At 66.7% G+C, this 13,110-nt stretch carries 11 protein-coding genes; 5 read left to right on the plus strand and 6 right to left on the minus strand.

From position 1 onward, the window contains the following. Positions 1-30 precede the first annotated feature (30 nt). Entirely contained in the window at positions 31-819 is a 789-nt protein-coding gene (locus AC5P9C_RS02345; protein ID WP_074724841.1) for an SGNH/GDSL hydrolase family protein, read from the plus strand. A gap of 96 nt (positions 820-915) precedes the next feature. Beyond that, positions 916-1,638 carry a hypothetical protein gene (locus AC5P9C_RS02350; RefSeq protein ID WP_312557543.1) on the plus strand — a complete coding sequence of 241 codons (723 nt, stop codon included), beginning with the start codon at positions 916-918 and terminating at the stop codon, positions 1,636-1,638. A gap of 3 nt (positions 1,639-1,641) precedes the next feature. Here AC5P9C_RS02350 and AC5P9C_RS02355 read toward each other — a convergent pair whose 3' ends face one another. After that, positions 1,642-2,187 carry a thioesterase family protein gene (locus tag AC5P9C_RS02355; protein ID WP_049469009.1) on the minus strand — a complete coding sequence of 182 codons (546 nt, stop codon included), beginning with the start codon at positions 2,185-2,187 and terminating at the stop codon, positions 1,642-1,644. A gap of 69 nt (positions 2,188-2,256) precedes the next feature. Here AC5P9C_RS02355 and AC5P9C_RS02360 point away from each other — a divergent pair, with 69 nt between their 5' ends. Both AC5P9C_RS02360 and AC5P9C_RS02365 read left to right on the plus strand, forming a co-directional pair. Next, entirely contained in the window at positions 2,257-2,832 is a 576-nt protein-coding gene (locus AC5P9C_RS02360; RefSeq protein ID WP_312557541.1) for a TetR/AcrR family transcriptional regulator, read from the plus strand. A gap of 365 nt (positions 2,833-3,197) precedes the next feature. Continuing rightward, positions 3,198-3,716 (plus strand): hypothetical protein, encoded by a 519-nt coding sequence (locus AC5P9C_RS02365; RefSeq protein ID WP_057493191.1) that lies wholly within the window; start codon positions 3,198-3,200, stop codon positions 3,714-3,716. Between the two features lie 48 nt (positions 3,717-3,764). On the opposite strand, the gene AC5P9C_RS02370 is transcribed toward AC5P9C_RS02365, so the two are convergent. Further along, complete coding sequence (locus AC5P9C_RS02370; protein ID WP_312557536.1) at positions 3,765-5,873, minus strand: TonB-dependent receptor family protein; 2,109 nt, start codon at positions 5,871-5,873, stop codon at positions 3,765-3,767. 380 nt (positions 5,874-6,253) lie between these two features. Here AC5P9C_RS02370 and AC5P9C_RS02375 point away from each other — a divergent pair, with 380 nt between their 5' ends. Then, positions 6,254-7,198, plus strand: a complete 945-nt coding sequence (locus tag AC5P9C_RS02375) for a hypothetical protein (protein WP_259344793.1) — start codon at positions 6,254-6,256, stop codon at positions 7,196-7,198. Between the two features lie 589 nt (positions 7,199-7,787). Here AC5P9C_RS02375 and hutU read toward each other — a convergent pair. From hutU to hutI, 4 genes are read right to left on the minus strand one after another with little or no spacing between them, the layout of a single operon-like run. Beyond that, positions 7,788-9,455, minus strand: a complete 1,668-nt coding sequence (gene hutU / locus AC5P9C_RS02380; RefSeq protein ID WP_057493188.1) for a urocanate hydratase — start codon at positions 9,453-9,455, stop codon at positions 7,788-7,790. Further along, on the minus strand, positions 9,452-10,306 hold the full coding sequence (gene hutG / locus AC5P9C_RS02385) for an N-formylglutamate deformylase (protein WP_064238817.1): 855 nt from the start codon (positions 10,304-10,306) through the stop codon (positions 9,452-9,454). Before hutG ends, hutU begins: the two co-directional genes overlap by 4 nt. Next, complete coding sequence (gene hutH / locus AC5P9C_RS02390; protein WP_270950429.1) at positions 10,303-11,844, minus strand: histidine ammonia-lyase; 1,542 nt, start codon at positions 11,842-11,844, stop codon at positions 10,303-10,305. The genes hutG and hutH overlap by 4 nt, the downstream gene beginning before the upstream one ends. Next, positions 11,841-13,064: an imidazolonepropionase gene (gene hutI / locus AC5P9C_RS02395; protein ID WP_343541754.1), complete on the minus strand. Its 1,224-nt coding sequence runs from the start codon at positions 13,062-13,064 to the stop codon at positions 11,841-11,843. Before hutI ends, hutH begins: the two co-directional genes overlap by 4 nt. Between the last annotated feature and the right edge of the window lie 46 nt (positions 13,065-13,110).

Genomic DNA, 13,110 nt, shown 5'->3' on the forward strand with positions numbered 1-13,110 from the left:
AGACTGTCAGCGTGAATCGGGAGAGTCTGCATGCGTAATCCTGTCGTGCTTGCCAGAACGTTCGCCCTTGCCCTGGGGATCGGCGTGACCGGTCCGGCCGTGGCCGCTGAAGCGAGCGCGGTCAATCCGTTGCTGCTCAAGCCGGTAGCGCAGCTGCAACCTGACGAGATTCGTTTCATGCAGCAGCGACTGGCTGATTGGCCGCAGCTGCAGCGGTATCGCGACGCCAACGCACGCGTGCCCCCCGCTGTGCCGGGGCAACCGCGTGTAGTGTTCTTCGGTGACTCGATCACCGAAGGCTGGGGCAGGGAAGGCAGCGCCGCGTTCTTCCCCGGCAAGGGATGGCTCAACCGCGGCATCAGCGGGCAGACCACGGCGCAGATGCTGGTGCGTTTCCCACAGGACGTGCTGGCCCTGAAGCCGCAGGTGGTGGTGATCCTGGCCGGTACCAACGACATTGCCGGCAACACTGGTCCGGCCACGCAGGCGATGATCGAAGACAACCTGCACGCGATGGTGGACCTGGCACGCGCGCACGGCATTCGCGTGGTGCTGGCGTCGGTGCTGCCGGTCAGCGAGTACCCTTGGATGCCGGGGATCACGCCTGCGCCCAAGGTGCGTGCATTGAACTCCGCGTTGAAGCGCTATGCCGATGCACAGCATCTGGTCTATCTGGACTACTACGCGCCGATGGCCAACGTGGCCGGTGGCCTCGATCCGCCGCTGGCCGCGGATGGCGTGCATCCCACCGCGAAGGGCTATGCAATGATGGCGCCGCTGGCGGAGGCGGCAATCAGGCGCGCAATGGCGCTGGAGTAGGCACAGCACCCGCACTGCACAGGATCCAGCCCGCCAAGGTACAGTGGCGCCGAAGCCGGCCACGCAGCGTGGCCGCCAGGGACGATGGGGTGGGTGATGCGGAAGGGATTCCAGGGGTGGCTGCGCCGCAGCGGCGCAACGATGGCCTTGCTGCTGGCCGCCGTGCCGGCGTTCAGTGCAGACACGGCGGCGCCTTCGCCGCTGACGCGTGAACCCGTGGCCGGTGTTTCATTGGCCGAGTGGACTGCCCGCTGGTGGCGGTGGGCTGACGGCCAGGGGGGCGCGCCCTACCTCGACCCGGATGGCCGTGTGTGTGACCTGGGCCAGGAAGGACCGGTCTGGAACCTGGCCGGCACCAATGGCCGTTTCCGTCCACACCGCGAATGCGTGGTGCCGGCGGGCAAGTACCTGTTGCTGCCGATCATCAACATGGCGCACTACCAGATGGATGAGCGTGTGTCCTGCAAGGAGCTGCAGGCCGGGGCGGCGGTCAACAACGATTACCTGATCAGCGCGGTGGTGCTGCTGGATGGCCAGCCATTGGGCGACATGCGCAGGCATCGGGTCCGCAGCGAAGGCTGCTTCCGCATGGATGCCGATGACGAACACTCACGGCTGGCCGCCGCTGACGGCTACTGGGTGATGCTCAAGCCGTTGCCGCCGGGCCGGCATACCCTCAGCGTGGGCGCCAACTACGGCGTACCGGAGGGTGGCGCGTACAGCCGCATGCGGCAGTCCTTCGAATACGTGCTGCACGTGGGAGGGCGCACCCAGGTGGTATCGCGCGGACAGCGCACGATGCCAGTGGCGGCTCCCTGAGGCTCAGGCGTCGTCCTGCTTCAACGCCGCATCGGCGGCCAGCAGTGCCTCGGCGGCCGCACTGAGCGGCGGCGACGGCGGCGCGACCACGCCGATCGCTTCCATCATCTTCGGCATGCCCAGGAACTGGCGAGCGCGACGGTCGTAGATGCCGGTGACCAGCAGTGCACGGGTGGCGATCTTCTGCTCGGCGCCGATCAGCACGCGCTGCTCCATGATGCCGCGCGAGCCGACCCAGCCCACCAGGCGCGTTTCCAGAGTGAAGCGCTGGAACGGTTTGAGCTCGCGGCGGAACTGGATGGTGCCGGCACCGACGATCGGTGCCCACTTCTCGCGCAGCGCCACCCGGCCCAGGCCCATGCGCAGGATCAGGTCCAGCCGGCCCAGGTCGAAGATGTTCCAGTAGCGGCCGTTGGTCATGTGCAGGTTGCTGTCCAGATCGTTGGGCAGTACCCGGAACTGCAGCCGCGAGACCCCGAACGGGGCCTCCAGCTTCGGCCGGAACAGGCTGCGCAGCAGCAGATGGAGCAGGCGGAACCAGAGATTCATGGCTATGACGACTGTTATAGAACGGCCGGTACGCTAGTCTATGACGACTGTCTTAGCAAGGAGCCCGCCGTGAGCCCGCGACCCTCTGATGCGCCCCAACGCGTGATGGATGCTGCGGCACAGATGCTGGCACGGGTGGGTCTCAATGCCACCAGCATCCGTGAAGTGACCAAGCTGGCCGACGCGCCGCTGGGCTCCACCTACCACCACTTTCCCGGCGGCAAGCAGGAGCTGCTGGCGCGCGCCACCCACATGGCCGGCGACAAGGTCGAGGCGCTGCTGGTGGCGCTGCTGGAGGGTGGGGCGGCGCAGGGCCTGCAGCAGTTCCTGGCGATGTGGCGCGAGCGTCTGCTGCGCTCAGAATTCCGCGCCGGCTGCCCGGTGCTGGCCGCTGCCGTGGAAGAGCCGGTGGAGTCCACGGCCAGCCAACCGCGTGCCGCGGCCGCCGAGGTGTTCGCGCGCTGGCACGGCCACCTCGCCTCGGCGTTCGCCGCCGAAGGCCATACCCCGGCAGCGGCGGGTGAGCTGGCCAGCCTGGTGATCGCCAGCGTGGAGGGTGCGGTGGCGATGTGCCGTGCAGTGCAGGACATCGGCCCGTTCGACCAGGTGGCCGCGCAGCTGCTGAAGGCGGCCGCGCGTCCTTGATCCGGCTATCCGCGTGCGGGAGACGCGCAGCAGGTCAGCGGAAGATCATCACCATCGCGCCAGACGCCGGCCATCACCACCATGCCTGCCGCACCATGGCGGCTGCATGAAGCGCTCGTGCCGCTTTTCACCCAGCCCACTGGCATTGCCGATGAAGCGCGGCAGCGAAGCCGTGCGTGCGCGCCGGCACCTGCAGCGGCGCAGGTGGCCACGCCTGCAGATGGCGCTGATCGTGGCTCTGGCTGGTTCAGAAATCGCCCACGGCCCTCTTCGCGGTTTTCGTTCCTCCCCGGCCCTGCGCTATGATCGGCGCAGGGGCCCCGGAACGTGGCCCGGCTTCAACCAACCCTGACAAGGACAAGCGCATGGATGTCGCTGCACGCAGGAACAGGACGTTGTTTCGTTGGATCATGGTGACGTTGCTCGCGGTGTTGTTGCCGTTTGCTGCACTGGCACAGCCCGCAGCCGGGCAGGCCGACGGCGCCGAAGCCGCCACTGCCGCGGAAGAGGCGCGATGCCGCGCCTGCACCTACGAGCGTATCGGGCACAAGGTCGATATCGGCCTGGTGGCCCTGGTGTCGCTGCTGGTGGTGGGCCTGCTGGTCGCGGCGTCGCGGGAATGGGGTACCACCTCGCAGCGCTGGACCTGTCGCACCCTGGCCCTGCTGCTGCTCGGTATCAGCGCAGCGTTGCTGTGGTGGGCCGGCAGCATCCTCTACCTGGGCTACAACCCGTGGCAGGAAGTGGCCGCCCCCGTCGATGGCTCGCTCACCTCGACCGTGCTCAATACCTCACCGAAGTGGTTGGCGGCACTGGTATTGATCTGCGTTGCGCCTGCCATCTGGAAGCGCAGCGAGCGCCTGCCGGTCTGGCGAATCGGCTGACCCCGGGGAGCGACGGCGCCGGATTACACCCGGCGCCGCCTGCGGGAATCAGTCAAATCGCCAGCGCACACCTGCATAGACGCCACGGCCTTCGCCGGGTGTCGAACGGGCCACATCCCTGCCGGCATCGTCATAGCCCGGCGTGACCGTGGCGGCATAGTGGCGATTGCCGAGGTTGCGCATCTCCGCCCAGGCCTGCCAGCGGCCACCGGGTGCGTCGAAGCCGATGCGGCTGCCGAAGATCACATGGCTGTCAGCCCAGTAACTGTTGGCGTAGTCCACGGCAATGCGCGAGGCGTATTCGGTATTGAGCGCGGCGTACAGGCCCGAGGCGTGATCGAAGCGCAGCTCGGCCTGATACGCGTGGCGGGGCAGGCCGGGCAGGCGGTTGCTGCCGAAGCGTGCATCGTGGCGGTAGCGTAAGTCGCTGAAGGTGTAGGCCTGGCGCAGCGACAGACGGCCCGATGCTGCCTGCCACAGCGTGCTGTCCAATCCGGCTTCAATGCCGCGGTGAACCGTGGGGCTGGCATTGTTCTCGGCGATGAACAGGTTCGGCACCGGTTGCAGTTCGACGCTCAGCAGTTCGTGGTTCACGTGCGCGTAGTAGCCGGTCAGTTCCCAGCGACCCAGCGCCGCATCACCGCGCGCACCCATTTCCAGCGTGGTGGCGGTCTGGTTCTGCATCGGCACCGGCGCGCGCTGGCGGCCGCTGGATGGCCCGTTGCCCGGCCCGAAGTACTGGTTCGAGCCCCAGATCATCGACCATGGATGCGGCGCCTCCACCGAGCGGCTGAGGTTGCCGAACCACTGGGTCTGGGCGCTGTGTTGCCAGGTGAAGCCCAGTCGCGGTGCGTAGTCCCAGTCGTGGTCGCGCAGGCGGCCGCCGCTGCTTGGCCAGGTCACTTGAACAGCGCGGCGGGTGTTGATCAGTGCCAGCGCAGTCTGCATGCGCAGGCGGTCGTTGAAGGCGAGAGTGTTACCGACGTGCAGCGTGCTGTCGGTGCCATGGTGGCGGAAGTCACGCGTGCGCGAGCCGGCGGCATAGCCGTTGCTGGCAAAGCGCAGCGACTCGCGCACATCGGCATCCAGGTCATGGGTGACGCGCAGGCCGACCGTGGTTTCGCTGTCCAGGCCGAACAGCTGGTGGCGATGGCGGTAGTCCAGCGTGGCGTTGAGGTTGGCGTAGTCCAGCTGCTGCCGGTACAGGCTCTCGTTCAAGTCCATCGGGTACGTGTGGTAGACCAGCCCGGCCTGGAGCGAGGAGTCCTCATCGAGCTGCAGCGTGGTGACATTGCCCACCCAGGTGCTGCCCGGCTGCGGGCGGCGCGCATCGATGGCCAGGTTGGCGGCATTCGCGGCATGTGGATCGTTGCGGATCTGATCGCGGGTCAAGCGACCGGGCGTTTCGTGATTGGTCTCGCGGTAGCGCACGAAGAAGCGCGTCTGCAGGTCGGGCGTGATCTGCCAGCCGAGGTTCGCCATCGCACCCTTCCCATCACCACGCGCATGGCGCTGATAGCCGTCGAACTCGGTATCGGTGTAGGCCAGGAAGTAATCGACATCCCCGCTCACGCCGCCCCAGCTGACGCCGCGCTTCTGGTAGCCACGGCTACCGGCTTCGTAATGCAGCTGCACGCCCGCCGAATCTCGACCGCTGCGGCTGACGTAGTCGATGGCACCGCCCAGCGCGAGCGCGCCACGCTCGAAACCGTTGGCGCCGCGCAGGACTTCCACGCGCGACAGCCACAGCGGTTCCAGCAGCTCGTAGGGCGTGCCGCCCGGGCCGGTCAGTGGCAGCCCGTCGATCGACACGGCGATGCCCGAGGCATGCGCGCCCGGGCCCCGGTTGATGCCCGAGCCACGGATCGAGATCTTGGTGCCCTCGTTGCCCGGCGACTGCGCGCTGATGCCCGGTTGGTAGGCCAGCACATCCGCACTGGTGGACAGTCGGCTGTCGGCCTTGGCCACGTCGATGACGTTGCTGGCGCCGGGTACCCGTTTCAACGCCTCCCGCGCCTGCGCGCTGGCATCGGCAGCAGTGACCTGCACGGCATCCAGCGTGGTGGCCTGCGGCGCGGCCACGGCGGTGGAAGCGAGGCTGAGGGAGAGGGCCAGGAACAGCGGCGACGGGGTGGGGCGGTACGGCGAGAGCGACATGCGGGAGTGCTGTAAACCACGAAAGTGGCGCGCAAGTTAACAGGTCGGCGGCGCTACGTCACCCATCGGCGGCGTATGGGGGCCTGTACCCCCTGCTTCGTGCAGAGCCGAGCCATATTGGGGCTCCGCCTTGTGGTCATGCCATTCCCTGTCCGGTGCACATGAGGTGGATCGTCAGCCACTTTGGTGGCGCGGAATTGCATTTCGCACACGCCTTGGCCCGGTGCTCCTGCACAAGCAGACCATGCGTACCGGCACGCTCAAGCTTTGGCTTGCTCTGCCGATAGCGGATTGGGACCAACAGATATCCGGTCCCTTAATCGCTGCAATGTCGAAACAGATCGAGTTGCGTACGGGACCTTGGACAGGAAGCAATACACATGGAAGGCAGGCCGGAATACCCGTTCATTGATAGTCGCTATGACGATCCGCGCGAACTGGACGAGTTGCAGAACTTTGTCGAGGCGTTGAAGAACTGGAGATTGCAGTACACGGTAGAGCGTGTTTTCTACGACTCCAAGTCAAACCTTTGCGAGATCTCGATCGGCGCAGAGATCGATGATTGGACTGTCGATCTCATCTATGCGCTCGCTGATGAGCACATCGGTCAGTACCTTCGCGGTGACATGGTTTGCCATGGAAAGCCGATGGCGGATTGGTATGACCCAAGTGCCGTTGATCCTGGCAGGAGTCCGAGTGAACCCTCGCTGCCACGAAATCGCCCGGAGTGTCGTGAAAGCTTGGGGGATGCAGTTACCGAGGACGGCGGCATGCGTATGCAGACGCTGCACGAGGGTAAGGACGAGCTAACAGCGGCAGAACAACGTGCGCTCGCTGGACTGGAAGGTGAGAGCGCGTTGGCAGCCTGGTTCGCGCGGGAGGGACTACCCTATGTTGCGATCTGCCAGCAACCGGAAACCTTCGCCAGTTTGTTTACTGGCTCAGTCAAGCGCCCGGATTTCCTTCTGCTGTTCGATGCGCTGGGTATGATTGGCGTGGATGCCAAGAACATATCACCCAGTGAATGGAATGGGCGCGTGTTCTATACGCTTAGTCTGGACGATGAGTTGAGGAGGGCCATCGCTTTTGAGCGTGTATTCCGCATGCCGGTCTGGTACGCCATCAAGGGAAGTGATGAATGGCTGTGGATCAGTGCGCTGAAGGCGGTCGAAGCTGGAAGAACTCTCCAGAACAGCGCGACCAAGGCCAACTTTGTCAGTATTGGGAAACAGCACTTCGTTCACGTCCGAACGGGCGATGATCTTGCCGGCCTGTACTCCCAGCGTATCCCCGGGTATCGACGGGTGGCGGCACTCTCGGCATGATCGCATTGGCGCCAGTCCTGGGTTGACGGCGCCGATTCATTCGGGCGGCCTGACTTCCTGGGCGTGACGGTGCTTGGTCGCCTGTAGTGGTGCGTGTTCAGGTCATTTTCGGATCAACGTCCTGACTGAGGCCAATCGTACAAGACCAGAGATGTCGGCGGGCGGAGATAGGAAAACAACATTGCTTCCCTCGATCTCCCGGGTCGAACCGTAACGGATTGCGTGGAAGCCATCCGCTATTGCGCAATCCGCGATGAGCAGCAGATGCTGGACGAGAATGAAGAATCATTCTCGTCGGAGAGAATTCCATTGAAGGTCTTGATGCCATGCATGGAGACCGGCAGAGAAGCACTGCGTGCCCCCGGCGCGCGTAGGGTTGAGTCAATGTCGAAGCTGGTGATCTCGCGCAACATGGCTGCACCCGTGCAAGGAACTGGATGGCACTGGCTCACGTCCTTGCTTGGCCCTGACTCCTCTCTTGTCTTGCGGCGGTTCGCCTGGTGACCTTCGGTGGGCATGAGTGGCAGGTGTCGGATATGCAGGTGCGGCTTGATGAGGGAAGGCCTGTTCATTGGCGACGCCCGCCGGATCAGCCGAGAATCCCCGGCAGATCCAGTCCCTTTTCCTTCGCGCAGTTGATCGCGATTTCATAGCCCGCATCTGCATGGCGCATCACGCCGGTGGCCGGGTCGTTCCACAGCACGCGGCCAATCCGCTTGGCCGCCGCCTCGGTGCCGTCGCAGACGATCACCATGCCGGCGTGCTGCGAGAAGCCCATGCCCACGCCACCGCCATGGTGCAGCGATACCCAGGTCGCGCCGCTGGCGGTGTTGAGCAGGGCGTTCAGCAGCGGCCAGTCGGACACCGCATCGGAACCGTCGGCCATCGCTTCGGTTTCGCGGTTCGGCGACGCCACGCTGCCGCTGTCCAGGTGGTCACGGCCGATCACCACCGGCGCCTTCAGTTCGCCGTTGGCCACCATCTCGTTGAAGGCCAGGCCCAGGCGGTCGCGGTCACCCAGGCCGACCCAGCAGATGCGCGCCGGCAGGCCCTGGAACTTGATCTTCTCGGCCGCCATGTCCAGCCAGCGGTGCAGGTGCGGGTTGTCCGGAATCAGTTCCTTCACTTTGGCATCGGTCTTGGCGATGTCTTCAGGGTCGCCGCTCAGCGCAGCCCAGCGGAACGGGCCGATGCCGCGGCAGAACAACGGGCGGATATATGCCGGCACGAAACCGGGGAAGTCGAAGGCATTGGCCACGCCTTCCTCCAGCGCCATCTGCCGCAGGTTGTTGCCGTAGTCCACGGTCGGCACGCCCAGCGCGTGGAAGCCGAGCATGGCGCGGATGTGGTTGGCCATCGAAGCACGCGCTGCCTTTTCCACTTCCTTCGGTGCAGAGACACGCTTCTCATCCCACTGTTCGACCGTCCAGCCCTGCGGCAGGTAGCCGTTCACCGGGTCATGCGCGGAGGTCTGGTCGGTCAGCAGGTCCGGCTTCACGCCGCGCTTGAGCAGTTCCGCCAGCACGTCGGCGACGTTGCCGAGCAGGCCCACCGATTTCGGCGTGCCGGCCTTGCACGACTCGTCGATCAGGCGCAGCGCTTCGTCCAGATTGTCGGTCCAGGTGTCCAGGTAACCGGTGCGCAGGCGCATGTCGATGCTGCTCTTGCGGCACTCGACGGCCAGGCAGGAGGCGCCGGCCATCACCGCGGCCAGCGGCTGTGCGCCACCCATGCCGCCGAGGCCGCCGGTGAACAGCCACTTGCCCGTCAGGTCGCCACCGAAGTGCTGGCGCCCCATTTCCACGAAGGTCTCGTAGGTGCCCTGCACGATGCCCTGCGCGCCGATGTAGATCCAGCTGCCGGCGGTCATCTGGCCGTACATGGCCAGGCCCTTCTTATCCAGTTCGTTGAAGTGGTCCCAGTTGGCCCAGCGCGGCACCAGGTTGGAATTGGCGATCAGCACGCGCGGTGCATCGGCGTGGGTGCGGAACACGCCCACCGGCTTGCCGGACTGCACCAGCAGGGTCTGGTCGTCGTCCAGGCGCTTGAGCGTTTCGACGATGGCATCGAAGCTCTCCCAGTCGCGCGCGGCACGGCCGATACCGCCGTACACCACCAGCTCCTGCGGGCGCTCGGCCACGTCCGGGTGCAGGTTGTTCATCAGCATGCGCAGCGGTGCCTCGGTCAGCCAGCTCTTGGCATTGAGCGTGGTACCGGTCGGCGCGGCGAGGGTGCGGGACGGGTCGTTGCGGGTCATGCGGCGCTCCGGTTCGTAGCGAATTCAAGGCAGGCGTTGAGCACCTGCGCCAGGGTGTGGCGCAGCGGTGCGGCGTGGTCGGGGTCGAGCGGGGTGGGCCAGCTGTGTTCGTCCACCTGGTCCGGCAGCGGTTCGTGCATGTAGCCACGGCAGGCCAGCTCCATCTGCAGGCTGTGCACGCCGCCGGCGATGTTGCTGTAATGGCGGGTGATCCAGCCGCCCTTGAAGCGGCCGTTGCGCACCTGGCTCATGCCGCTGATTTTCAGCAGGTTCTCCACCACGTCGCTCAAGGTGTTGTCGCAGGACGTGTCCGGCGCACCCGAGGGGCCGGCGGTGCCCAGGTTGAACTGCGGCAGCTCACCGTCGAACAGGTGCGGGATGTGCGAGCGGATCGAGTGCGCGTCGTACACCACCACGGTGCCGTGGCGCGCACGCAGGCGCGCGATCTGCGCAGCCAGGGCGTCGTGGTAGGGCAGGAAATACGTGTCGCGGCGGCGTGCGATTTCGGCCTCGTCCGGCTCGCGCCCGGCGTGGTACAGCGGCTGGTTGTCGAAGGTGGTCAGCGGGCACAGGCCGGTGGTGTTCTGGCCCGGATACAGCGACACGCCGCTGGGATCGCGGTTGAGGTCGATCACCGAACGCGAGATCGCCGAGCGCACCGTGGTCGCGCCCATGCCACGCACGAAGTCGTACAGCTCATGCACCCACCAGTCGGCGTCGCGGCGCGCCAGCCACGGCGAGTGGTAGTCGCCGATCAGGTCGTGCGGCAGCTCGCTGCCGGTATGCGGGAAGCTGACGATCAACGGCGCATCGCCCTCGTGCACCGTCAGCCAGTCGGGATGGGCGTTCATGCCTGCGGTTCCACGGTCGGCAGGAGCTCGGCCAGGCCCTGTGCCAGTGCGCCACTGCGCACCAGGTTCGTAGCGGTCACCATGTCCGGATGGAAGTAGCGGTCTTCCTCCAGCGTCGGCACCTGTGCACGCAGGGTGGCGCGCACGGCCTCCAGCGCGGCACTGGAGCGCAGCGGGCCGTGGAAGTCGCAGCCCTGTGCGGCGGCCAGCAGCTCGATGCCGATCACGTTGGCGGCGTTCTCTGCCATCTGCATCAGGCGGCGTGCACCGTGCGCGGCCATCGAGACGTGGTCTTCCTGGTTGGCCGATGTCGGGATCGAATCAACGCTGGCCGGGTAGGCGCGCTGCTTGTTTTCCGAGACCAGCGCCGCGGCAGTCACCTGCGGAATCATGAAGCCGGAATTCAGGCCCGGGCGCGGGGTCAGGAACGCCGGCAGGCCGGACAGCGCCGGGTCGACCAGCATCGCCAGGCGGCGCTCGCTGATCGAACCGATCTCGCACACCGCCATCGCCAGCATGTCGGCCGCGAAGGCCACCGGCTCGGCATGGAAGTTGCCGCCGGACAGCGCTTCACCGGTATCGGTGAACACCAGCGGATTGTCGGAGACGCCGTTGGCTTCGATTTCCAGCGTGGTCGCGGCCTGGCGCAGGATGTCCAGCGCCGCGCCCATCACCTGCGGCTGGCAGCGCAGGCAGTACGGGTCCTGCACGCGCACATCGTTGTCGCGGTGCGATTCGCGGATCTCCGAGCCCTGCATCAGCGCGCGCAGCGTCGCGGCGGTAGCGATCTGCCCGCGCTGGCCGCGGATGGCGTGGATGCGCGGGTCGAACGGCGTGTCGGAGCCCTTGGCTGCTTCCACCGACAGCGCGCCGGTGATCAGCGCGGCCTGGAACACGGTCTCGATCTCGAACAGGCCGGCCAACGCATACGCGGTGGAGAACTGGGTGCCGTTGAGCAGCGCCAGGCCTTCCTTCGCGCCCAGTTCGATCGGCTGCAGGCCGGCACCTGCCAGCGCATCGACCGCCGGCACGCGCTCGTCACCGATGAAGGCTTCGCCTACGCCCAGCATCACGCTGGCCAGGTGCGAGAGCGGCGCCAGGTCGCCCGAGGCACCCACCGAGCCCTGCGCGGGTACCACCGGCAGCACGCCCTTGACCAGCATCGCTTCCAGCAGCAGCAGCGTTTCCTCGCGGATGCCCGACGCACCCTGCGCCAGGCTGACCAGCTTCAGCGCCATCATCAGGCGCACCACGTTGGCCGGCATCGGCTCGCCCACGCCGGCGGCATGCGAGAGCACGATGTTCCGCTGCAGGGTAGCCAGGTCCTCGCGCTCGATGCGCACGCTGGCCAGCTTGCCGAAGCCGGTGTTGATGCCATACACCGGCGCGCCCTTGGCGACGATGGCGGCCACCGCCGCAGCGCTGGCGCGCACCACCGGCAGCGCGGCCGGGTCGAGCGCGAGCGGCGCACCGCGATAGACCTGCCGCCACTGGGCAAGCGTGACATGGCCGGGGCGAAGAACCAGGGTGTTGCTCATGTGTTGCTCCAGGAGGCAGGCAGGTCGGGCTGGCCGCGCACCACGCGCGCGTGCAGCGGGTTGAATCCAATGCGATAGACCAGGTCGGCGGGCGCGTCGATGCCCCAGATCGCCAGGTCGCAGTCCAGGCCCACGGCCAGGCGGCCGATGCGTTCGCCATGGCCCAGTGCGCGCGCCGCTTCACGGGTGAAGCCGGCAATGCACTCATCCACGGTCAGGCGGAACAGGGTGGCGCCCATGTTCATCGCCAGCAGCGGGCTGGTCAGCGGCGAGGTGCCCGGGTTGCTGTCCGTGGCCAGCGCCAGCGGCACGCCGGCCGCACGCAGCGCGGCGATCGGCGGCAGGGTGGTATCGCGGGTGAAATAGAAGGCACCGGGCAACAGCACGGCGACAGTGCCGGCGGCGGCCATCGCGGCGATGCCGGCATCGTCCAGATGTTCGATATGGTCGGCCGACAGTGCGCCGACGCTGGCCGCCAGTTCGGCGCCGTGCTGGTTGCTCAGCTGCTCGGCGTGGATCTTCACCGCCAGCCCGTTGGCGCGCGCTGCTTCGAAGACCTGCCGCGCCTGCGCCGGCGAGAAGGCGATGTTCTCGCAGAACACGTCCACCGCTTCGGCCAGGCCTTCGGCGGCGATGGCCGGGATCATCACGTTGCAGACCTCGTCGGTGTATTCCTGCGCCTCGCGGCCTGGCGGAACCGCGTGTGCGCCGAGGAAGGTGGTCACCACGTTGACCCGGCATTCCTCGCCCAGCGCACGCGCCACCTGCAGCTGCTTGCGCTCGTCGGGCAGGGTGAGGCCGTAGCCGGACTTGATTTCGATCGTGGTCACGCCCTCGGCGCGCATCGCCAGCAGGCGCGGCCGGCTTTCGGCGGCCAGCTGTTCCAGGGTGGCAGCGCGGGTGGCGCGCACGGTGGAGACGATGCCGCCCCCGGCACGGGCGATCTCGGCATAGCTGACGCCCTGCAGGCGCTGCTCGAATTCGTTGGCGCGGTTACCGGCGTAGACCAGGTGGGTGTGGCAGTCGATCAGGCCCGGCGAGATCCAGCGGCCTTCACCGTCGATGCGGGTGGTCGGCTGCAGGTCGGCGTCGCTGCCCGCTGGACCGACATGAGCGATGCGGCCGCCGGCGCAGGCCAGCACGCCATCGCGGATGACACCCAGCCCTTCGCCATCGAGGGTGATCAGGTGGACGTTGGACCAGAGGGTATCGACGTGCATGGCATCCACAACGCGGCTGTGCTTATATGTCTATACAATATAGGCG

The sequence above is a fragment of the Stenotrophomonas sp. YJH_SMC_10 genome (genome assembly GCF_059371555.1).